The organism is Amycolatopsis pigmentata (assembly GCF_042684065.1).
In the GTDB taxonomy this organism is placed as follows: domain Bacteria; phylum Actinomycetota; class Actinomycetes; order Mycobacteriales; family Pseudonocardiaceae; genus Amycolatopsis_E; species Amycolatopsis_E pigmentata.
The window spans coordinates 553,847-575,351 of sequence record NZ_JBHUKR010000004.1 but is presented as its reverse complement, the minus strand read 5'-3'; the positions used below and the strand labels follow the sequence as shown (position 1 = coordinate 575,351).

The window sequence follows — 21,505 nt, the reverse complement described above, 5'->3', positions numbered from 1 at the left end:
TTACGCTACAAAGTCTTGGAATGTAACATTTGGCCGGAGCAGCGACTCGCTGCGGTCGTGGCGTTCTTTGCGGACCACGTGGTAGGAACCGCCGCCCACCCAGTCCGGTTCGTCGCCGCCTGCCTTGGTCCAGACCAGCCGATCGGTGAGATCGGCACTGTCGAGGATCTCCTTGTTGGCCGTGCCGTCCTTGAAGCCGAACAGATTGCGGGGCGTCCCACTCGGCGGTTCTTCCTGTTCGCCGAGGGCCGCCAGTCGGTGACCTTCACCCTGACCACGAACGACTTCGCCGGCAGGACAAGGACTATCGAAGTGCGCGCCGGCAAGCAGCAGGTCGTCACCTGGCCGACCGAGGACGGCTACTCCGACGTGATCATCACCGCGAAGGAGTCCGCCGACTTCAGGCAGCGGTTCGCCGGTCGCGCCGCGGAGAAGTGACTTTGTCGTTCACCGTTTCGAGCTAGTCGCGACGTGCCCGCGGTCCCATCGGATCGCGGGCACGCCTGCGACTGGGGGCCGCGCTTGCGGATGTTCCGCCGGGATCCGGTCACCGCGGCACCTTTCGGGTCTGGTGCCACTCATGGATCACACTCCCGCTGACGCGATCTCCATGGCAGAGCGGTAGTTCAAAGCGGTCCCCGACACACACGCGGCGTAGGTTCGGTTCCCCGAAACAGCCAGAAAGTAATTTCGAAGGTTCAACGCGTACTTCACCAGATACGTAATCCCCGGCACCCAGCCCGGAGGCTTGGGCACCAAGGAAAATGCCGCTGAGCAGGTCAGAATGGCATGAGTCGCGTCGGACAGGACATTGGCGACGTCGGTGTTCATGTCCCAGCCGTTGGCGAGATCCTGGCCCCAGATGGCCGCCGCCACGATTCGCAGCTGGTCCTGATCCGAGGGCGACGGCTCGTCGAGCACCCCGGCGCTCGAGGCAACACGCGCCCCCGCCGGTTGGCTTGCCTGCGCAAGACCGGCCTCGCCCACCGCAGCGGTGACGGTGAGCGCGACGGTCGCGGCTATCACGACGACGATACGGCGCACACTGCGTCTCATCATGTCTCCCTGTCCCCTCAGCAAATCTCCGGAACTCGAGAACATCACACACCGCCCGTGAAGTCAGCCGCCGAATGGCCTTGCTTGGAAGGAGGTCATCGCGCCCATGTCCTACCCCAAACAGAGCACGAGGCGGACATGATCACCGCAGTGAACAATCTGCGCCACGGCGCGAGTACCCCCGCCGCGACATTCTGCCCATCATCAACCGCGATCAGCCGTCGTCGGCGGCAGCTGGGGTGCGCCGAATTCGCCGGTTTCTTGTTGGAGTTGATGTTGGGCGAGAGCGTTATCCAGAAGGACCTTGCCTGCAATGCGTGCCTGCCGGGCCGGGTCGGGCCGGCCGGAGATGGCAGCGGTGGTTTGGGCGCCTTCGACGAGAATCGTGATCTGCGCCGCGACAGCGTTGGGGGCACCGGCTTCGCTGACCAGGCGCGAGACGTACCGCTGGAAGGACTTCTTCTGAGCCCGCACTGTCCGGATGGCGTTGGGCGAGTTGGGACCGAGTTCGCCGAACACATTGATGAACGCGCAACCGCGGAAGTCGCGCTGGCGGAACCAAGCGTCGAGGAAATCGAAGATGGCGAGGATCTTCTCGCGCGGAGTCGCGGCCCGCTGGGCGAACTGCGCGATCCCGGCATCCCATTGAGACCGGCGACGGTTCAGGACGGCGACCAGCAGGTCGTCCTTCGACGGGAACAGCGAGTAGATCCGTTTCAGCGAGACGCCGGCCTCGTTCCTGACCCGGTCCATCCCGACGGCCTGAACCCCCCTTGGCGTAGAACAGTGGCCCTTCCACGCGGCGTTCCCCGAAGCGGACTACGTCGAGATCGACGATGCCCCGCACGGTCTGCTTTGGACCCACGCAGCGGAAGTCAACAGGGCGCTGCTCGAGTTCGTCACCGCCTGAGCCGTCACCACCCGCACCGCGCCCCCAACCTCCTCAACGGAGTGATCACCATGTTGAGACATCGTGGCGATGACCGAGCTGCTTGCCATGGACCCCGATGTCGTCGACTGCATGGTCACTTCGTGGCGTGCTGGCGTGGGTACGTGGCGCAGCTGGTCGCCTGCGTTGTTCCGCGGCCGCCGAATGGCACCGGCTCGGGCAGCTCGGCGAGGTCGCCGAGCCCGGTGCGTCCCGACACGAACGGTTCGCGCTAAAGGTTGTACGCCGTTCGGATTCGTTTCTCCGTTTCCGTCTGCGTCACTATTTGCGCCAAAAAGGTCCAGGGGTGACAGACTCGTCGCGTGAATGATCGGCCGGAGGTCCGCAATCAGGCAAGCGGTGAGATAAGCGGCCCTGTCGCTGAAGATCCGCTCGTGGCGGCCGAGATGTCGATCTACCGGGTCGGGGTGGGTATGGTCTCCGGTCATTCAGGGGAACGGGGGCGTTCGACCGCGAGCACAGGGATTCGCACCGGATCAACGACGCCATCGCGTCTCACGCGCCGGCGGCACCCCCGGTGCTCTCATTTCCGTAACTCACGCGTGGGGCATACAGTCCCAGCCGCATTAGGTCCTCCACTCCTTCCGCGAAGGAAGACCACGCACAGCTGGCGAAAATTCCACGGACGGCGTGCTGGGCTTGTTCGGACAGCGCGGCGGCTTCGTCTGCGAGAGCGCGGCCATCAGTCGCCGCCAGGGCTTCACGCACGTCGTCGCCAGACAGGGTTCGAGCGGTGGCGATCAGCAGGTTGAGAAAGCCGTGATGGGTGGCACCGGTTTCCGGGTCGGTGTGCCGAACTGCTCTGTTCAAACCGCCGGTTGCCTTGAAAGAAGCTCCGTTAAGGCTGATGATGACGTCGAGGAAGCTGGCGACTTCCTCGACACTGAGGGAACTGTCGTCCCGGAGTCTGCCGCAGCGGAGCTTGGGCCAACTGCCGTGCTCAGCGACCCTCCGGACGCTGTCCAGCCACTTATGGCCACCGCCGCGCGGTTCGACGACGCGGACCACATCTTCGGGTATGAACTCCGCGATCCGTTCCAGCCAGACGTCGTCCACATCCGGGGGAGCGGGCGCCTCCACCATGCGCAGGGAGAGCAGATCGGCGCGGGATTCGGAGATCGAGACCGCTTTCGCCAACCCGCCCAGGTCCGTGTCGATGCTCAGTGACAGCGGGAGCGGCTGCTCCGGCCTCACCTTGATCAACTCAGTGATCAGCTCAGGCAACCTGGAGGCCTGGCAGACGAACAAACCCAGGACACCGGCATATTCTCCTTGGCCCGCTTCCAAATACTCACGAACCGCATCCGGTGTGCCGGCCCTGCCCGGTGGGGAAAGGCTGGCCACGTCGGCAAATCGCCCGAGCAATACGGGAAGGCTCGCGGAGACACCCGGATGTCTGACCTTGGGCCTGGCGACTTGAAGCTTCCGGAGACGTGAGGGTTCTCCGACTTGGTCTTGCTCAGGGCCGTGGCTCCCTGTGGCGGGCGCTGATGTGGCGTTCCTCGGCTCAGCAGGCTCCTGCTCCGCGATGCGTTGTACGATCTCGGCCGGCTCGCGGCCCGCTCGTCGATCAAGGACAACGCGGAGGCGGGCGGCTGCGACCTGCTCGGCGGTCACCTCTAATGGCTCTTTCATGTTGGTAGCTCGCCCTCGTTGTCTTCGACCACGGTCTCGTTCGGGTCGCAAGCGTTCAGTTCGCGGATAAGCGGTTTCAGAACGCGATCAGTGAGAGCCTCCATCAAGCGGCGTTCGTCCGGCCCCGCGAGCTCCGAATCGCCCAGGGCTGCCATCAGGTTCAGGCCAGCGGTTCGCTTACGTGGTGACTCGTCGACCACGTACGCTAGCACCTCGTAGAATCTTTTCGACCATTCTTCCCGGCGCCCTTGAGCCTCCCGTTGCTCGGTGGCCCGGTCCCCAACCTGGCCATTCCGTCGAACGCCCCACAACGCGCCACCCGCGGTCATCACGCCGACGACCAGCGTGGCGCTCAGCTGTAACCACGGGTTCATCCGCATCGGTCCCCTCGATCTCGAGAGTACGAGCTTACGGACGCGAGGTTCTGAGTGCTGACAAGAACCGCCACCCATGCCCTGAACGGACGAGTCAAGCCTCCGACTTGGACGGCGCACGGGGACTGTTCCAAGGTCTCGGGACGGAGCTGCGCGCGACGACCCGGTCGCCTCGCGCGGGAGCGACGATCTTCACCGTGTAGTCGACGGTCATGTTCACCCAGCCGGGCGGGAGCAGCGTGCCCGCCGCGCTGCCTCCGGCGAAGTCGGCCAGTTATCCGAACAGGACACGCTGTCACTCGTCGAGTTCGTCGGGATAGCCCGCGGCGCACGCGAGAAGTCTCGTCTTCCCCAGACGATGGCCGCTCGCGGTCATGGTGGTCGCCGCCGTCGTCCGGGCGGCATGGTCGCCGACGACCACCGCGGCCAGGTTGTCGACCAGGGCGTGGCCGGTTTTCCTGGCCACCCTGGCCGCGATCTCCCGGCCACCGGCCATCGCCCCGGCCAACAGCGTCACCGCATCCCCCGCCTCCAGCAACGCGCTGAGCAGTTCCACCTGCGGGGTCACGAAGTCCCCGGAATCCGTCTCGGCCAGGTAGATCTTGCTCGCACCGTGCGACTTCAACTCCGCCGACAGCTTTCCCGTCGTGCCGACGGGGCCGACCGCCACCGCGGACGGCTCGCCCAGTCCGCGGGCGACGGTCAGCAGTTCCAACGTGCTCCGCCGGATCTGTCCGTCGAGATGGTCGACAAGCACCAAAACCTCAGCCATGGCTTTGTTCTCCAAGAGTTTACGGGCGGGGGTCAGACCGCCAGTGGGTCGAGGTCACCACCGAGGTGAGTGTCAGGACCGGCTGTGGGCGGCGGCCTCGATCCGGACGACGCCCTGCCGGCCGAATTCCGCGATCTCCTCCGGCGTGTAGCCGAGTTCGCCAAGGACTTCGCCGGTGTGCTCTCCCCGGCGCGGGACCGCGCGGCGGACGTCCGCGCGGCTCCGGGAAAGGCGCACCGGATAACCGACGACGCGCGCCCGGTCCTGGCCGGGGACATCGACATCGACGAGTAGTTCGTTGGCGGCGAGCTGCGGGTGCCGCAGCACCTCGGCGAGCGTGAGCTGTGGCGCGCAGAGCAAGTCGACGGCCTCGAAGCGTTCGAGTGCCTGCTCCGTGCTCAGCTTGGCGACGACCGGGGCGATGACCTCGTTGACGACGTCCTTGTTCCTCGCCTGAAGCTCGGTCGTGGACAGTTCGGGCCGGAGGCTGAGGTCCGGAATTTCCAGGGCATCGCAGATCAGGCGGACCGCGTTGTCCCGGAACAGCCCGAGGACGGTGACCACTCCGTCGGTCGTGGCGAACGTGCCGCTGTACCACTGCGTGACCCAGTTCAGGTGTTCCGCGTACAGGGTGTGCGCCGCCGCTTCGAGCATCTGCATGGCCACGGCCGAGTCGAGCAGGTTGACGCGCACTTCCTGCCCTCGCCCGCTGCGTTCCCGCTCGAGCAGAGCGGCGAGAATGCCCTGCACCAGCCCCATGCCCGAGGTGTAGTCCACCTGCGCGGTCGGATTGAGGTACGACGTCAGCCGCGGGTCACCGACCGCCCGGGCGAGCCCGCTCACGGTCTGGGCCAGCATGTCCTGTCCGGGCTTGTGCGCGAGCGGTCCGGTGGCGCCGAAGCCCGACGCGCTGCCGTACACCAGCCGCGGGTACCGTGACGCAAGGTCCTCATAGGACAGTCCGAGCCCGCGGACGGCGTGCGGCCGGTAGTTGTGCACCAGCACGTCCGCCTCCGCGAGGAGCCGGTGCAGGATTTCCCTTCCCGCGGGCGTTTTCAGGTCGAGGCTGATGCTGCGCTTGTTCCGGTTCAGCGCCACGAAGTACGACGACATCCGGCCGTTTTCGACGGCTTCCCGGTCGAGCGTGCGCATCGCGTCGCCTCGCTCGCCCCGTTCGACCTTCACCACGTCCGCGCCGAGGTCGCCCAGCGTCTGGCCGGCGAGTGGTCCCTGCATGATCTCGCAGAGCTCGACGACGCGGATGCCCTCCAGCGCGCGGCTCATGCGGCACCCGCCCCCGCGTAGGCGGCCTTGGCGATGATCGTCCGCTGGATCTGGTTGGTGCCCTCGTAGATCTGCGTGATCTTCGCGTCGCGCATCATGCGTTCGACGGGGTAGTCGCGAATGTAGCCGTAGCCACCGAAGAGCTGCACGGCGTCGGTGGTGACGGACATGGCGTTGTCGCTGCACAGCAACTTCGCCATGGCGGCCCGGGCGCGGGCCTCCGGGTGGCCCGCCTCGATCAGCGCGACGGCCTCGTAGAGGAGAGCGCGGGCGGAGGCGAGCCGCACGGCCATGTCGGCGACCATCCCGCGGACCATCTGGAACCGCGAGACGGGCTGGCCGAACTGCGAGCGCTCGGAGGTGTAGGTGAGAGCGGCGTCGAACGCCCCTTGCGCGACACCGAGCGCCTGCGCCGCGATCAGCGCGCGGCTGCCGTTCAGCTCGCCCATGATGTAGCGGTAGCCCTGGGTGGGGTCGCCCACGACCCGTACGTTCGGCACGAAGCAGTCGTCGAGCACGATGTCGGCGGTCGGGCTGCCCCGCAGTCCCATCTTGCGCTCGTGCGGCCCGAAGGACAGGCCCGGATCGTCGCGGTGCACGATGAACACGCCGTGGCTCGACTCGCCGGTACGAGCCAGGACCGCGAACCAGGTGCCCCACGGTGCATTGCTGATGAAGCGCTTGAGACCGTTGAGGCGCCAGCCTCCGTCGACCTTGGTGGCGGTGGTGGTGAGCCCGGCGACATCGGAGCCCGCGGTGGGCTCGGTGAGGCACCAGCCGGCGCCCGCCTGTCCGCTCGCCACCCGCGGTACGACGAGCTTCCGCAGTTCGTCCGAGCCGTGGGACAGGATCGTGCAGGTGCCCGCCCAGTTCACCAGCAACACGTGCGAAGTGGTCATGCAGGCCGCGGCGATCTCCTCGATCGCGATGACCTGGGACAGCAGGTCGGCACCGGAACCGCCGAGGTGCTCGGGGTGGGCGAGGCCGGCCAGGTCGGCCTCGACGATCGCTTGCCAGGCCTCCTCCGGGAACCGTTCCCTCTCGTCGACGTCCGCGGCATGCGGCGCGATCCGTTCGGTGGCGAGTTTGCGCACGATGGCCCGGAAGTCGGCGTGGACGTCCGTCTCGATTGTGTTCATGCCTGAGGCATTCCTTCCTGTGTGGAGCCGGGGTGGGGCCGGGTGATCGGGGGCCAGCTCAGGTCGCCGGTGGCCGCGTCGCGCGGCGCGACGACCCGGGCTGCTTCGTCCGGGGTGAGCCCGAAGGACGCGAGCACCGCCACGGTCTCTTCCGGAGCCGGTGTGCCGCCGGGGGCGGCGGGAGTACGGGAAAACTTCGGTACGGCCGGAACGCGGTCCAGCGCGAAGTCCGGGTGGCGGGCGGTCACGTGCGGGTGCGCCGCGAGTTCGCCGGGCTCGAGCACGGGGGTGACGCACGCGTCGCTGTCGGCGAAATGCGCCGCCCAGGTATCGCGGTCCTTGCTGCGGAAGACCGTTTCCAGGGCGCGGGTGAGCTCGGGGAATCCGGCGGGATCGAGGTGGTCCGGCACCTCGGTACCGTCACCGAGTCCGAGCTCGGTCCACAGCGCCGCGAAGAACCGCGGCTCGAGTGCGCCCACGGCGACGTATCGGCCGTCGGCGCATTCGTAGGTGCGGTAGACGGGCATGGTGCCGGTGAGCGCGCCGGTTCCGCGCCGGGGCAGCGTCGGTGTGCCCCAGTCCGCGAAGGGCATGGCCATCATGGACAGCACGCCGTCGACCATCGCGGCGTCGACGTGCTGGCCGACGCCCGAGCGTTCCCGCTCGTGCAGTGCGGCGAGAATGCCGAAGGCAGCCAGAAGACCGCCTCCGCCGAAATCGGCCAGGAGGTTCAGCGGTGGCGTCGGCGGGGCGTCGGCGGCGCCGAACGTGCCCAGTGCCCCGGCAATGGCCAGGTAGTTGATGTCGTGCCCGGCCCGCTGTGCCAGCGGGCCGTCCTGGCCGTAGCCGGTCAGGCTGCACGAGACGAGTCTCGGGTTGATCCGGCTCAGCCGCTCGTGGCCGGCCCCGAGCCGGGCGGCGACGCCCGGCCGGAAACTCTCGACGAGGACGTCGGTGTGTTCGACCATGCGGTCCAGCAACGCGCGCCCTTTCCGGGTCTTCAGGTCCACCTCGATCGCGTGCTTGCCGCGGCGCAACACCGGGATGGGGGCACCGGTCCGGCCGCCCCCGACCATCACCACGTCCGCGCCGAGGTCGGCGAGCAGCATGCTGCAGTAGGGCCCGGGGGCAAGCCGGGTCAGGTCGAGGACGCGGATGCCCGTCAGGGCACGGCGGTTCTCGGTCATGGGGTGTGCTCCAGCTTCGGGGAGGCGGCAGGACTGTGTTCATGGGCGGCACGTGACCGCAGCGCGACGGTGCTGAGCAGGCTCACCGCGCCCAGCACGCCGAGCAGGACGCCGACGGCGAGTACGCCGTGCGAGGCGGCCAGCGCGGCCGCGACCAGTGGCGCGATGGCACCGCCGAGGATCCCGCCGAGGTTGTAGGCGATCCCGGCACCGGTGTACCGGTACGCGGTCTGGAACAGCTCCGGCAGATAGGCGCCCACCGGGCCGTAGGCGATGCCGTAGAGCCCCATCATGGCCGTCAGGGTCACCGCGAACGCGATGCCGGAACGGCCGGTGAGCCACGCGAACAACACGACGACGGCCGGAACGGTCAGTACGTAGGCGAAGAGAATCGTGCGCCGGCGGCCGAACCGGTCGGACAGGAGTCCCGCGGCCACGGTCGTGATCGCCAGCGCGGCGCTGGCGGCGATGCCCAGCCCCAGCACGGAGGCCCGGCTCAGTCCCACCCCGGACCGCGAGGTGCCGAACGAGGTGAGGTACGCGGTTGCGACGTAGAACAAGGCGAACAGGATCGTGAGCACGCCGCCGCCGAGCAGGACTTCGCGCCACTGGGCCCGGAACACCGCGCGGAGGGGAAGCGTGTTCGCGCCCTGCGTTCCCGAGGCGCGAAGTTTCGCCTGGTGTTCGCGGAACTCCGCGGTCTCGGTGACGGCCAGCCGCACATACAGTCCAATAAGGACAAGGACCGCGCTGGCCACGAAGGGGATTCGCCAGCCGTAGGAGAGAAAGGCGGGGCTGCCCGGCCCGACCGCGAGATCGACAACGAGAAACGTCCCGCTCGCGAGGGCGAAGCCGAACGCCGGTCCGAGTTGGGGGAAGACCGCGTACAGGCCGCGTTTGCCCGGTGGGGCATTTTCGGCGGCGAGCAAGGTGGCGCCCGCCCACTCGCCGCCGACGGCGAACCCCTGCAGGAACCGCAGCACCGTCAACAGGATCGGCCCCGCCGCTCCGATGACGCTCGCCGGCGGCAGCAGCCCGATGACGATGGTCGCCACGCCCATCAACAGCAGGGTTGCGACGAGCGTGTTCTTTCGCCCGAGCCGATCTCCGAAGTGGCCGCACACCACCGCGCCGACCGGGCGCGCCACGAAGGCGACACCCAGGGTGGCGAGCGAGGCGACGGTTCCGGCCGCCGCACCGAGCGCGGGGAAGAACACCTTCGGAAAGACCAGCGCGGCCGCGGTCCCGTAGATGAAGAAGTCGTAGAACTCGATGGTCGTGCCGGCACAGCTCGCGATGGCCACACGGCTCAGCGTCGTGCGCGGCACGCCCTTTGGTTCGTCGCTCAATGTGCTCATCTCCTTTGACGAGGGGTGTCGCCGGTTCTTGGCCGCCGTTGTGCACGACCACAAGATCATCGCCGGAGCGAGATCGGCCACTACGCGCGTTTCGGTGGGAAATTCGCCATTTATTGGGCGCAGTCGCCACTTTAGGTGGCACGACCGCGCCCGATCCATGTCTGACGCAACGAGGCGCAGACGATTTGATTGTGTCGCCGCACAACAGATGGAAGGATCCGGACAGGACCGGGGCGTGGTCGCCCGAGGGAAGGAGGCCGTCGTGCGCAGGTCGCCTGAGGAAGCCCGGGGGCAGGCCATGGCCGACGCCTTCGGCTACCTCGCCCAGCTCCTGTGCGAGAACACGGACAAGCTGGCGGACGACATAGTCACCGAGATCGTCGAGAAGGTGCCGACCTACTCGGCGGTCGCCCGTGCGTCACTGCGCCGGTCGCTGCGGCAGCACATCGAAACCGCGGCACGCTCGCTGATCGTCGGCAAGGTGCCTGAGCGCGTGCAGGATGTCTCCGTGGCCGCCGAACGAGCCCGCTCCGGGATCCCGATCGAGCACGTCCTGCTCGCCATCCGGTTGTCCTTCCAGGCGTTGCGGGAATTCGTGATCGGCGCCGCGACGGAAAGGGGAATCGAACCCGGGATACAACTCGAGGGCGTCCGCATCCTGTGGGAAGTGAACGACCTCGTCAGCCGCGAGTACGCGGTGGCGCACCGCGACGAGGACCTCGACATGGCGAGGACGGCCGAGACCCGCCGCGTCGAGTTCGTGCGCAGCCTGCTCCGGGACGGCGTGAACACGCCGGACATGGCCTTGCACGCGGCTTCGTTCGGCCTCGTCGCCACGGCCCGTTATCGCGCGTTCCGGGCCCGGCCCGCCAAGGGGGAATCGGCGGGACAGTTGCTGCACCAGATCTTGAGCTGGGGGAACGCACACCGGCTCGCACCGTTCGGCGCGGTGGTGGAAGGCGATGCGGTCGGCATTCTCACCGGGGAAGATCTGCCCGTTGCGGGACCGACGGCCGGGATCGGGCCGACTGCCGAACTGAACCAGATTCACGAGTCCTATCGCGCGGCAGGCCAGGTGATCGAGGTCGGCCTCGAATTCGGCCGCACAGGCCCGCAAACCCTGGAAAGCCTCTCGCTGCACGTCGCGGTCGCCTCCGAGCACAGCGTCGGTGACCACCTGGTAGAACGGATCCTGGCGCCGCTGCTCGCGCAGGGCGAATTCGGAAAGGAACTCGTGTCCTCCCTCGACGCCTTTCTCGCCGCCGGCATGAACACCGCGGCGGCGGCGCGGGAGCTCGTGATACACCCGAACACCTTGCGGTACCGGGTCAATCAGGTGAAACACCTTTCCGGGCTGAACCTGGAATCGGCCCAGGAAATCAGTGAGGTGTGGTGGGCGCTGCGGAGACACGAATGGAAAACGCGCACCAGGCGGACACTCGAAAGCGATGGTGGTGGGTAGAATTGCCCGCACTGGAATTCGTGGGCTCCAGGGATGGAGCCGGGAAGAACGTGGCCTGGCATCGGCTACGAGCCGGCCGGCGATCTCTTGTTTCGCCGGAGTCCTGGCCGCAACGCCCTCATTTCTCGGCGGCCGGCCGGTTTTCCACGAGTGCCAGCGGGCGGATCGGTGCCCCGGTGGCACCGACGATGGACAGGGGAGCGCCGACGAAGACGAACTCGTGCGCCCCGGCCAGTGCCAGCGGTTCGAGGTTCATCACCTCGATGAGGTTGATTCCGTTGTCCTGCAAGAGGATCCGGTGCACGGGCAGGTTCGCCAGGCCGGCGCCGGCGGGAATGTGCTCCAGCGCGATGGTGTCGGCGCCGACCGCTCTGACGCCGGCGGCGGCGAGATGCCGTGCGCCGTCGGCCGCGAGACCGGGCACGCCGCTTTCCGTGCCGAGGTAGGCGTCGCGGTCGTGCCACAACTGGGCCCATCCGGTCCGGATGAGCACCACGTCACCCGGCCGGAGGTCCGCGTCCCGCAGGTCGGCGGCGGTGACGGGTTCTCCCGGCGGTAACCGGCCGACGCCGTGCCGTGCGGGGACATCGACGAGCACGCCGCGGCACACCATGGGGGCCACCTCGTCGATCCCGTGACTGGCGTAGCGGCCGTTTTCCACGGTGACCGGCGCTCCGCCGTGGAAGCGGCCGTCCACCGCGACGTGCGACAGCGCGTCCATGTGGGTGCCGACGTGACCGCCGAGCACGATCAGCTCGTGCGATCCGGTCATTCCGTCCGGTCTGGTCGTGTCTCCGTGGCGGCGGGTCAGCGCCAGGTGGAAGCCCGGGTGGGTCGGTGAGCAGGGCATCCCCTCCCGCAAGGGCTGTGCTAGGTCGATGATCCGTGGCCGGGCGGCGTCGAGCGCCTCGAGCAGGGAATTGCTCACCTGAGGTCCTTTCCGCGGGTCTCCGGCATCCTGGCGATCACCAGGCTGGACACCACCAGCAGGAACAACACGTAGCCGGTGTAGGACGACTGCCCCAGCTTCGCGCCGATCCAGGTCTGCAGGTACGGGGCCGTTCCGCCGAAGACCGCCACCGCCACGGAATACGGTACGGCCAGCCCGACGGCCCGGATGTGGGTGGGGAACATTTCCGCGTACACCGCCGGCAGGATCGACACCCCGGCCGAGATGAACACCGCGGCGATCGCCATGGCCGCGAACAGCCGCCATGCGTTGTGCCCCATGAGGAACTGCATCGGGTAGAGCATGACAGCGGCGCCGAGCGTCGAAATCAGCAGGACGGGCTTCCGCCCGATCCGGTCGGAGAGCTTGCCCCAGAACGGCATGACGGCCATCAGGAGCACGCTCGACGCCACTCCGGCCCACAACGCACCGGACGAGGACACGTGCAGTGAGTTGATGGCGTAGGCCGGAGCTGCCACGACCCACGAGTAGTAGACGACGGTGAAGCCGACGGACAGGCCGATGACGCGCAGGGCTTCCTTACGGTGCCGGACGAGTTCGGGCCACAACCTGGACCGTTCGCGGCCGGCCAGCGTGAAGGCCTCCGTCTCGGACATCTTCCGTCGCATGTAGACGGCCACCAGCCCGAACACACCGCCGAGCAGGAACGGGATCCGCCAGCCGAACGTGTGCATCTCGGTGTTGGACAGGGTGAGCGTCAGGACGAGGCCGAGAAGCACACCCACGGTGTTTCCGAAGACGCTGGCGATGTAGATCAAACTGGACCAGGTGCCACGTTTCTCCGCGGGTGCGATTTCCGAGAGGTAGGTCTGTGCCGACGGGAGTTCGCCCCCGCAGGCGAGCCCCTGCACGACGCGAGCCACCAGCAGGATCAGCGAAGCCCATGCGCCGATGCTGGTGTAGGTCGGTGAGACACCGACGGCGAAGCTGGCCACGGCGATCGTCGCCACGGTCGCGGACATCGCCGTTTTCCGTCCGATGCGGTCCGCCAGCCGGCCGAACACGAAGCCGCCGAGCGGCCGGGCGACGAACCCGACGGCGAAGATGGCGAGGCTCGACAGCACGGCCGAAAGCTGGTTTCCCTGGTGGAAGAACTGGGTGGCGAAAAACGGCACGAAGATCGCGTAAATGCCCCAGTCGTACCACTCGAGGGCGTGGCCCAGCGCCGTGCCGACGAGCTGCGGTGTGCGCCGGGTGGACGGGATCGTGTGGGGCCGGAGTGTCTCGGTCATCGTTGTCCTTCCTGAGCCGTGAGGTGGAGCCGGCGGCGGGCCAGCTCGGTGAACAGACCAGCGCCGTCGGGCAGGACGGAGTCGTCGAAGACGGCGCGGGGACTGTGGTTGAAGGGCGCCTTGTCCGGATCCGCGCCGGGCGGGAGCGCACCCAGCGCGATGAAGCAACCGGGCACCTCGGCCAGCACCCGTGAGAAGTCCTCGGCGCCGGTGAAGGGGTTGGCCAGCGAGGAGTATCGGGCGTCGCCGAACGTTTCGCCGATCACGTCACGAGCGAAGGCCGTCTCCTCGTGATCGTTCAGCGTGGGCGGCCGGCCCTCGGCGTAGTCGGCCTCCACCTCCACGCCGTGCGCCTGCGCGATGCCGGACACCAGCCGCAGTGCCACCTCCCGTATGCGCCCTCGCGACCTCTCCGAGAACGTGCGGATGGTGGCCTCGAACGTCGCGGTGTCGGGGATGACGTTGCTGCGGGTACCTGCCCGCAGCACCCCGATCGTCAGGACGACCGGGTCGAACACGTCGAACTGGCGGGTGACGGCTGCTTGCAGGGCGGTGACCATTTCCGCGAGCACCGGAACCGGGTCCTTGGCCTGGTGCGGCGTGGAACCGTGGCCGCCCTCGCCCCGCACGGTGACGCGCAGCGTCGCGGACGCCGCGAGCGCCACGCCGGGACGGCTGGAGAACCGGCCGGCCGGGCCAAGGGTGGAGAACACGTGCAACGCGTACGCGGCGTCGGGTCGTCGGCCCGCCGCGTCCAGGACTCCTTCGCGGATCATCGTTCGCGCGCCTTCCCAGCCTTCCTCGCCCGGCTGGAACATGAACACCACATCGCCTTCGAGTTCGTCGCGGCGCGAGGCGAGAAGGTGGGCGGCGCCCACGAGCATGGCGGTGTGCAGATCGTGCCCACATCCGTGCATCGCGCCGTCGGTCCGCGACGCGAAGTCGAGCCCGGTCTCCTCCCGCACAGGCAACCCGTCCATGTCCGCTCGCAGAAGCACCACGCCCGGGCCCTGCCCGCGTAGCACCGCGGTTACGGAAGTGCAGTCCTGTCCAGTGGAAATTTCCAGTGGAAGGCCGTCGAGCGCCCGCAACACCCGCTCCTGGGTGCGAGGCAGACGCAAGCCGATCTCGGGCTCCTGGTGCAACGCACGCCGCAGCTGGACGAGCTCGTCCGCCATCTCCCGTGCTTCCGCGACCAGTGACATCCTGGGGTCCTTCCTCAGCGGGCGAACTTTCCGCGTAGTGTGGTTGTCGTTACGACGAACCGGGCGAAACGACTTGGATTCGTGCATCGAAGCCCTGCCAGGGAGAGTTTTCGTGCATTCCGAGGCGATGACGGAGCTCGACCTCGAATTGCTGCACGGGCTGCAGATCGCGCCCCGGACAAGCTGGGCCGAAGCAGCCCGGATCCTCGGCTCGACGCCCACGACGCTCGCCGCCCGCTGGGCCCGCCTGCGCCGGGAGGGACTGGCCTGGGTCACCGCACACCGAGGTGGCGCCTACCGCCGGCCGGTACTGGCGCTGGTCGAGGTGGACTGCCTTCCTGGCGCACGTGCCGAAGTCGTCCGCACGATCTGTGCGGACCGCAGGGCGGTTACCGTGGAGGAATCGACTCGGGGTCGTGACCTGCTGGTCACGACCCTCACCCGCGACCTCGACGGCCTGACGAAGTTCGTGCTCGACGATCTGCGCTCGCTGCCCGGAGTCGAGCGGCAGCGCACCTCCGTGATCACCACGCTGCACCGTCACGGCGGAGACTGGCGGCTGGGAGCGCTCGACCGTCGGCAGGAGGCGGAGTTTGAAGCCGCCGCCAGGGCGATGCGGCCGGTGCGCGGGGTGACACCGCCGGACGACGCCGACCCGCTGATCGAGGTGCTGGCCGCGGACGGGCGCGCGAGCGCCGCGGACTGTGCCCGCGCGACGGGACGCAATCCGGCCACCGTGCGCAGGCAACTGGGCCGCCTGCTCGTCTCCGGGACGCTGACGTTCCGCTGTGAGGTTTCGCAGTTCGTTTCCGGCCGTCCCATCAGCAGCACCTGGCTGGTGGCCGTGTCCCCGGCGGATCAGGAGCGCACGGTCGCCGCGCTGGCGACGCTCTCGGAGCTGCGCATGTGTGCGTCCATCACCGGCGACGCCACGATCGCGTTCACCGTGTGGACGAGTTCCTTGGCGGACATCACCCGGCTGGAGCGGCTGATCGGCGAGCGTCTTCCCTGGCTCTCGGTGCGGGACAGCGGGATCAACCTTCGCACCCCGAAACGGATGGGCTGGCTGCTGGACTCGGCGGGCCGGGCTACCGGGGAAGTGATACCACCGGTGTGAGTCCGGGATCCGCAGCCCCTGGGGACGGTGCGGTTGGTGCGGCGGCCTCGATCTGGCGGCGTAGTACAACCCTGACGCCTTCATGCGCGCGCTCCGGTTCGCGCGCATGACTACGGCCGAGAATGTCGGCGAGACCTTGCCGGTTTAGAAGATGCCGCGGCGAACGTCGCCGGGTAGGTGGTCGGCTCGTTCGAGGTCGCGGTGGGCGCTGGACCGGAGTTGCCAGGGCACGCTGGTGACCATGACGCCGGGTTCGAAGAGCAGTCTGCCTTTCAGGCGGAGCGCGCTTTGGTTGTGCAGCAGGTTTTCCCACCAGCGGCCGACCACGTATTCGGGGATGTAGACACAGATGACGTCGCGGGGGCTTTCGCGGCGCATGTTTTTGATGTAGGTGACCAGGGGCCGGGTGATTTCCCGGTAGGGCGATTCGAGGACCTTCAAGGGCACCTTGACGCGGTGTTCTTCCCATGTTCGCTGGAGTTCGCGGGTGTCGGTGTCGTCGACGTTGACGGTGATGGCGGTGAGGGTGTCCGGGCGCGCGGCGCGGGCGAAGGACAGTGCCCGCTGGGTCGGTTTGTGCAATGTGGAGGCCAGCACGAGCGCGTGGATGCGGCTGGGCAGCAGGTCGCCGGCGGGGTCGGGTTCCAGTTCCTGCCGGACTCGTTGGTAGTGGCGCCGGATGCCCCGCATCACCAGGAACAGCAGCGGAATCGCGATGACCACGAGGTAGGCGCCGCCCGCGAATTTCGTGGCCAGCACGACCACCAGCACGACGCCGGTGAAGCACGCGCCGATCGCGTTGATCACCCGGCCGCGCTGGATGCGCAGCCGCTGGGCACGGTCTTTCACCTCGCGCAGTGCGCGGTTCCAGTGCCGGACCATGCCGGCCTGGCAGAGCGTGAAGGAGGTGAACACGCCGATGATGTAGAGCTGGATGAGTTTCGTGGTGGAGGCGTCGAAGGCGTAGATCAGGACGCCGGCGATCACGGCGAGCGCGATGATGCCGTTGGAGAAGGTCAGCCGGTCGCCGCGGGTGTGGAGCTGGCGGGGCAGATAGCGGTGTTGCGCGAGGATCGACCCGAGCAGGGGAAAGCCGTTGAACGCCGTGTTGGCCGCCAGGATCAGGATCAGCGCGGTGGTCGTCTGGATGTAGTAGAACCCGATGCTGTGGTCGCCGCCGAACACCGCGGCGGCGATCTGTGCGATGACCGTGCGCTGTGCTTGGGTGGTGCAGTCTCCGGGAAATCCGGCGAGATCACAGGTGTCCTCCGCCACCCGGGTGTGGGTGATCAGGGCCAGCACGGTGATGCCGGCGAACATGACGATGGCCAGGATGCCCATCGCGCCCATGGTGCGCGCGGCGTTGAGGCCTTTCGGTTTCCGGAACGCGGGCACGCCGTTGGAAATGGCCTCGGCACCCGTCAGTGCCGTGCAGCCGGAGGAGAAGGCACGCAGCGCGAGAAAAGCCACCGCCAGCCCGGAAAGCCCGACGTGCTCGGGCCGGATGTCCCAGCCGGCGCTTTCGGCGACCGGCGCGTGCCCGACGGCGGCACGGCCCAGCCCGGCCAGGATCATCACCAGCACGCCCACGACGAACAGGTAGGTGGGTACCGCGAAGGCTCGTCCGGACTCGCGGAGGCCTCGCAGGTTCACCGCGGCCAGGATCGCGAGGAAGACGAGGTTGATGAGCACGCGGTAGGGGTTGAGTTCGGGCGCGGCGGAGATGATGTTGTCCACGCCGGCCGCGACGGAGACCGCGACGGTCATGATGTAGTCGACCAGGAGCGCACCGGCGACGACGAGCCCGGCGGAGGGCCCGAGGTTGCGGGAGGCCACTTCGTAGGAGCCGCCGCCGCTGGGGTAGGCCTGCACGACCTGGCGGTAGGAGAGCACGACGACGGCCAGCAGCACGACGACGGCGAGCCCGATCCACGGGGTGAGGTGCAGGAAGGCGGTCCCGGCCAGGGCGAGGACCAGGATGATCTCCTGGGTGGCGTAGGCGACCGAGGACAGTGGGTCACTGGCGAAGATCGGTAACGCCAGGCGCTTGGGCAGAAGTTCGTGATGGAGCTGGTCGCTGCGGAAGGGCCGGCCCACCACAAGTCGTTTCAAGACCGACGTCGAAGATCCCACGCCCGCAGCGTAGGTAGGCGAAGGCTCACCCGGACGGGGAGAAGACGTAAGGAAAACGTCAATATTGCGGTCCGTGCCGTGGTGGTTCCGTCAGGAAGGCCACCGCCGGCCCACCGCGCTTCCTACCGTCACGGAGATGTTCCCCGGTGCCGACCTCGATCCGGTCCTGACCGGATTGCTGCGCGTGCCGCTCACGGTCGACGTCGTGGACGCCCTTGCCGACGGCCCCGCGACTTTCTCTGCCCTGCGAGTCCGGCTTCGTGTCCGACGGCGGCACCTGGACCAAGCGCTGCGCGTGCTGGCCGCGCATGAGGTGATACGACGACGCGATCATTACGGCAGCTGGGACCAGCCTGCCCCATCCGGCGCGCCCTGCGAGCTGACCGGGACCGGCTGGGAACTCGCTCGCCGACTCGAGCGATGCGAGGTCTGGGTCGCGATCTACGACTACTACCTGCACCACCCGGCATAGCGGGACTGGTCCGCGAAGCCACCACGGTGAATCCCTGTAGCCGAGTGTCACTGAGCCGGCTCGTCGACGATTTTACGAGGCTGTGTGTTGGGTTTGCCCGGGCGTGAGGCGGTGCTGTCGGATCGGAGTCGGACTCGGCGGCCTTCCGGGCGGCGATATCCTTTGACGTGTACCGGCAATCCATAATGGACAGACTTCGCCGGAGAATGTGGTCGGAGGGTTCAGGTGGCGTCGGGGTCGAGTGGTACCGGCGCCGCTGGGCCGGAGGGGGCCGGCAGGTGACTTTCGGTGCTGGGGGCCGGTTTGGGGTCCTCGAGAAGATATTGGCTGAGTGCCCTTTTTGGGTGGAGGTCGCGCAGTGTGCGGAGGTCTTCCAGCGGTTTGCGGATTTCGTCGAGTTCGGGACCGACCTCGGCGCGAAGTCCAGTGCATCGTCCTGTCGGCCTCAGCGCCTAGCACCTCGTCGCCGGCCGGGTCCGCGTCGCCTTCCACGCCGAAGGCACAATCGCGCGACGCGACTTCGGCCTCACCTACGAACTGGCCAAAGAGGCCACACCGGAATCGAGCAAGAAGACAACCATGAAAGAAGACCAGGTCAGCGCCAACCTCAGGGTTCCGAATTTCCCCGTGCGCTGTCTCCTCCAGTCGCGCGTCACGAAGACGATGACATTCCTGTCCGCCGCGGTGAAGGGGTGAATGCCCCGGTTCCGCTCCCCGAACCGGCCATCGGCGAGGCGTCCGGACGTTCGGTGCCGGGCCGCCGGGCGAGGTCCGCCGCCTGGTCACGGTGCTCGGCCAGCCAGGTGGCGACCTGGGCGCGAGTGGTGACACCGAGTTTGGCGAACAAGCGTTCCACATGCCCGCCCACGGTGTGCGGAGACAGGACAAGTTCGGCGGCGATCGCCTTGTTCGTGTAGCCACGCGCGATGAGCGTCGCGACTTCGCCTTCGCGCCGGGTGAGGCGGGGCCCGCCCGTTTTTCCGGCATTCTCCGGTTCTGTCCTTTCCTGTGTGTCGTACGGCCGGGCCTTTCCGTCGTCGAAATGGCTCCGGAAACCGTCTTGGCCCAATGCGGTGATCGCGGCGGCTCGGCATGCTTTCGTGTAGCGCGCGTAGGGCGGGAATGCGGTCGCGAGGTCGGTTCCCAGCGACTGCCACTGAGCGGTGGCCGCGCCGAGAAGCCGGGCCGCGTGCTCGTGGGCGCCCTGCGAACCGACGATCCAGGCGAGCAGTTCGATCGCGAGCACGGTGCTGGTCGAACTGACGTCGGGGGTCAACGCGAGCGCTTCGCGGGCGAGATCGGCGGCCGTCGCGTTCGCGTCGCCGCTCGACCAGAGATGGAAGCCGAGTATCCAGATCGCTTCCGAGCGCGCCCAGCGCTCACCGTGCTCTTCCGCCAGGGCTATGGCCTGCGCGCACGCGGCCTGCGCCGCCGCGCTGTCACCGCAGAGCGTGAGCGCGGCGCCGTGCAGGAACAACCCCATCAGGACCATGGGCGTGTCCTGTAACTCGCGCAGCAGAAACAGGCTGGCTTCGAGGTGTTGCGCGGCTTCGGCGGGGTCACCCGTGAACAGAGCCATGCTCCCGGTGAGAAGCCGGGTGTAGGCATGCAGATGTTCATCGTGGTAGCGGTCGGCTATTTCCGCGCACTCCCGCCGCCATTTCGCGGAGGTCGGGATGTCACCCTGGATCCGGGCGATCCAGGCCGCGACCCAAAGCGCTTCACCGCGTTCCCGTGAGGGTTCGCGCGCCTTGCCGAGCACCTGGTCGAACCGGCGGCGGCCGGTGGCCGGGTAGTTCAGCACCCAGTGATACCGCAGGGCGGAGACCATTTTCAGGGCCGCGCGGGACTCGCCCTTTTCGGTGAGGGACCATTCCAGCGCGGTCATCAAATTGTCGTGGTCGAGCCGCATCGTGCTCAGCAGATCGGCCTGATCCGGTCCGCACCACCGGTCACAGCAGTCGACCGCGAGCCGCAGGTAGTAGTCGCGATGGCGTCGTTGCACTACTCGGCCCAGACCGTCGCGGTTCAGTCGCTCGCGCCCGTACTGGCGCACCGTTTCCAGCATGTGGTAGCGCGCCGCCGGTGATCGCGGCCGTACGGAGACCACCGACTTGGCGACCAGATCGTCGAGCACGTCGATGATCGACTCCCGCGGCAGCCCGGGCCCCGAGCAGGTCGCCTCGGCGGCGGATAGGTCGAAATCACCGGGGAATACCGAAAGCCGGGCCCACAGTTGCCGTTCTTGCGGCGAACACAGGTCGTAGCTCCAGTCCATCAGGGCGCGGAGCGTCTGCTGGCGCGGCCTCGCGGCCGGGCTGCCGCGGTTGAGCAAACGGAACCGGTCGTCGAGCCGGTCGGCGACCTGTTCCACGGACAGTGACCGGAGCCTTGTCGCGGCGAGTTCGATGGCCAGGGGGAGGCCGTCGAGCCGCGCGCACAGCCGGGCCGCCGCTTCGCGATTGCCTTCGTGCACGGTGAAACCGGGCCGCACGGCGCTCGCCCGGTCGACGAGGAGCGCGATCGAAGAGTATCCGGCGAGGATCGCGACGGGTGGTGAGTCGTGCGGGTCCGGTACGGGCAACGGGTCGACGATCAGGATGTGCTCGTCCGCGAGTCGAAGTGCCTGCCGGCTCGTGGCGAGCACGTGCAGCCCCGGGGCACGGTGGAGCAACCCGTCGACGAGTTCCGCGGATGCCTGGACGAGATGTTCACAGTTGTCCAGAATGAGCAGAATCGACCGGTGTGCGAGGTGATCGGCGAGTTGATCGAACGCCGGCCTGACGGACCGGTCCGGCACCCCGAGCGTGGCGGCGACCGTGTCACCGAGCCGTAGGGAGTTTTCGAGGGCGGCCAGGTCGACCACCCAGACGCCATCGGCGAAAGCGCGACCGGTGAACAGGCCCGCCTGAAGCGCGAGGCGGGTTTTGCCCACCCCGCCGGGACCGGTCAGGGTGAGCAGGCGCGACCGTTCCAGCTGCCGTTTGACCTCGGCGAGTTCCCGGTGACGGCCCACGAAGGTACTGCCGAACGCCGGCAGGTTGCCGGCGGGCCGCGCTGCCCTCTGCGCACACATGACAGGGGACAGCTTGGCATTTCGCGGCGCGAAGATCGAGCGCTTCCCGGAGCTGGAAAGGCTTCGTTATGCGAGCCTCGGGTC

At 67.9% G+C, this 21,505-nt stretch carries 19 protein-coding genes; 4 read left to right on the top strand and 15 right to left on the bottom strand.

The window, feature by feature from the left end:
* Nucleotides 1-168 (bottom strand): hypothetical protein, encoded by a 168-nt coding sequence (locus ACFSXZ_RS04470; RefSeq protein ID WP_378262757.1) that lies wholly within the window; start codon nucleotides 166-168, stop codon nucleotides 1-3.
* On the opposite strand from ACFSXZ_RS04470, the gene ACFSXZ_RS04465 reads away from it, so the two are divergent.
* Entirely contained in the window at nucleotides 142-438 is a 297-nt protein-coding gene (locus ACFSXZ_RS04465; protein ID WP_378262755.1) for a phospholipase domain-containing protein, read from the top strand. The genes ACFSXZ_RS04470 and ACFSXZ_RS04465 overlap by 27 nt on opposite strands.
* A 147-nt stretch (nucleotides 439-585) precedes the next feature.
* On the opposite strand, the gene ACFSXZ_RS04460 is transcribed toward ACFSXZ_RS04465, so the two are convergent.
* The 9 genes from ACFSXZ_RS04460 to ACFSXZ_RS04420 all read right to left on the bottom strand — a co-directional run bounded on the left by ACFSXZ_RS04460 (nucleotide 586) and on the right by ACFSXZ_RS04420 (nucleotide 9,754).
* Entirely contained in the window at nucleotides 586-1,044 is a 459-nt protein-coding gene (locus tag ACFSXZ_RS04460; RefSeq protein WP_378261490.1) for a hypothetical protein, read from the bottom strand.
* A gap of 216 nt (nucleotides 1,045-1,260) precedes the next feature.
* Nucleotides 1,261-1,809 (bottom strand): TetR/AcrR family transcriptional regulator, encoded by a 549-nt coding sequence (locus ACFSXZ_RS04455; RefSeq protein ID WP_378261488.1) that lies wholly within the window; start codon nucleotides 1,807-1,809, stop codon nucleotides 1,261-1,263.
* 691 nt (nucleotides 1,810-2,500) lie between these two features.
* A complete protein-coding gene (locus ACFSXZ_RS04450; protein ID WP_378261486.1) occupies nucleotides 2,501-3,370 on the bottom strand; it encodes a hypothetical protein in 870 nt (289 codons plus the stop codon).
* A 266-nt stretch (nucleotides 3,371-3,636) separates the two neighbouring features.
* Nucleotides 3,637-4,020, bottom strand: coding sequence for a hypothetical protein (locus ACFSXZ_RS04445; RefSeq protein ID WP_378261484.1), 384 nt, complete (start codon nucleotides 4,018-4,020; stop codon nucleotides 3,637-3,639).
* A 289-nt stretch (nucleotides 4,021-4,309) separates the two neighbouring features.
* Entirely contained in the window at nucleotides 4,310-4,786 is a 477-nt protein-coding gene (locus ACFSXZ_RS04440; protein WP_378261482.1) for a hypothetical protein, read from the bottom strand.
* Nucleotides 4,787-4,858: 72 nt separating this feature from the next.
* Complete coding sequence (locus ACFSXZ_RS04435; RefSeq protein ID WP_378261480.1) at nucleotides 4,859-6,070, bottom strand: CaiB/BaiF CoA transferase family protein; 1,212 nt, start codon at nucleotides 6,068-6,070, stop codon at nucleotides 4,859-4,861.
* Nucleotides 6,067-7,209, bottom strand: coding sequence for an acyl-CoA dehydrogenase family protein (locus tag ACFSXZ_RS04430; RefSeq protein WP_378261478.1), 1,143 nt, complete (start codon nucleotides 7,207-7,209; stop codon nucleotides 6,067-6,069). Before ACFSXZ_RS04430 ends, ACFSXZ_RS04435 begins: the two co-directional genes overlap by 4 nt.
* Complete coding sequence (locus ACFSXZ_RS04425) at nucleotides 7,206-8,396, bottom strand: CaiB/BaiF CoA transferase family protein (RefSeq protein ID WP_378261476.1); 1,191 nt, start codon at nucleotides 8,394-8,396, stop codon at nucleotides 7,206-7,208. Before ACFSXZ_RS04425 ends, ACFSXZ_RS04430 begins: the two co-directional genes overlap by 4 nt.
* Entirely contained in the window at nucleotides 8,393-9,754 is a 1,362-nt protein-coding gene (locus ACFSXZ_RS04420; protein WP_378261475.1) for an MFS transporter, read from the bottom strand. The genes ACFSXZ_RS04425 and ACFSXZ_RS04420 overlap by 4 nt, the downstream gene beginning before the upstream one ends.
* Before the next feature lie 262 nt (nucleotides 9,755-10,016).
* Between ACFSXZ_RS04420 and ACFSXZ_RS04415 the strand changes: the two genes are divergently transcribed.
* On the top strand, nucleotides 10,017-11,216 hold the full coding sequence (locus tag ACFSXZ_RS04415) for a PucR family transcriptional regulator (RefSeq protein WP_378261474.1): 1,200 nt from the start codon (nucleotides 10,017-10,019) through the stop codon (nucleotides 11,214-11,216).
* Between the two features lie 118 nt (nucleotides 11,217-11,334).
* Here ACFSXZ_RS04415 and ACFSXZ_RS04410 read toward each other — a convergent pair whose 3' ends face one another.
* From ACFSXZ_RS04410 to ACFSXZ_RS04400, 3 genes are read right to left on the bottom strand one after another with little or no spacing between them, the layout of a single operon-like run.
* A complete protein-coding gene (locus tag ACFSXZ_RS04410; protein ID WP_378261473.1) occupies nucleotides 11,335-12,144 on the bottom strand; it encodes a cyclase family protein in 810 nt (269 codons plus the stop codon).
* Nucleotides 12,141-13,418 carry an MFS transporter gene (locus tag ACFSXZ_RS04405; protein ID WP_378261471.1) on the bottom strand — a complete coding sequence of 426 codons (1,278 nt, stop codon included), beginning with the start codon at nucleotides 13,416-13,418 and terminating at the stop codon, nucleotides 12,141-12,143. Before ACFSXZ_RS04405 ends, ACFSXZ_RS04410 begins: the two co-directional genes overlap by 4 nt.
* Nucleotides 13,415-14,623 (bottom strand): M20 metallopeptidase family protein, encoded by a 1,209-nt coding sequence (locus tag ACFSXZ_RS04400; RefSeq protein WP_378261469.1) that lies wholly within the window; start codon nucleotides 14,621-14,623, stop codon nucleotides 13,415-13,417. Before ACFSXZ_RS04400 ends, ACFSXZ_RS04405 begins: the two co-directional genes overlap by 4 nt.
* Before the next feature lie 112 nt (nucleotides 14,624-14,735).
* Here ACFSXZ_RS04400 and ACFSXZ_RS04395 point away from each other — a divergent pair, with 112 nt between their 5' ends.
* On the top strand, nucleotides 14,736-15,740 hold the full coding sequence (locus tag ACFSXZ_RS04395; protein ID WP_378261467.1) for an Lrp/AsnC family transcriptional regulator: 1,005 nt from the start codon (nucleotides 14,736-14,738) through the stop codon (nucleotides 15,738-15,740).
* Nucleotides 15,741-15,884: 144 nt separating this feature from the next.
* Here ACFSXZ_RS04395 and ACFSXZ_RS04390 read toward each other — a convergent pair whose 3' ends face one another.
* Entirely contained in the window at nucleotides 15,885-17,873 is a 1,989-nt protein-coding gene (locus tag ACFSXZ_RS04390; protein WP_378261464.1) for an APC family permease, read from the bottom strand.
* 136 nt (nucleotides 17,874-18,009) lie between these two features.
* On the opposite strand from ACFSXZ_RS04390, the gene ACFSXZ_RS04385 reads away from it, so the two are divergent.
* The gene (locus ACFSXZ_RS04385) at nucleotides 18,010-18,345 is read left to right on the top strand and encodes a hypothetical protein (RefSeq protein WP_378261462.1); all 336 of its coding nucleotides are present in this window, start codon (nucleotides 18,010-18,012) and stop codon (nucleotides 18,343-18,345) included.
* 652 nt (nucleotides 18,346-18,997) lie between these two features.
* On the opposite strand, the gene ACFSXZ_RS04380 is transcribed toward ACFSXZ_RS04385, so the two are convergent.
* Nucleotides 18,998-21,421 carry an ATP-binding protein gene (locus ACFSXZ_RS04380; protein ID WP_378261460.1) on the bottom strand — a complete coding sequence of 808 codons (2,424 nt, stop codon included), beginning with the start codon at nucleotides 21,419-21,421 and terminating at the stop codon, nucleotides 18,998-19,000.
* Nucleotides 21,422-21,505: the final 84 nt, after the last annotated feature.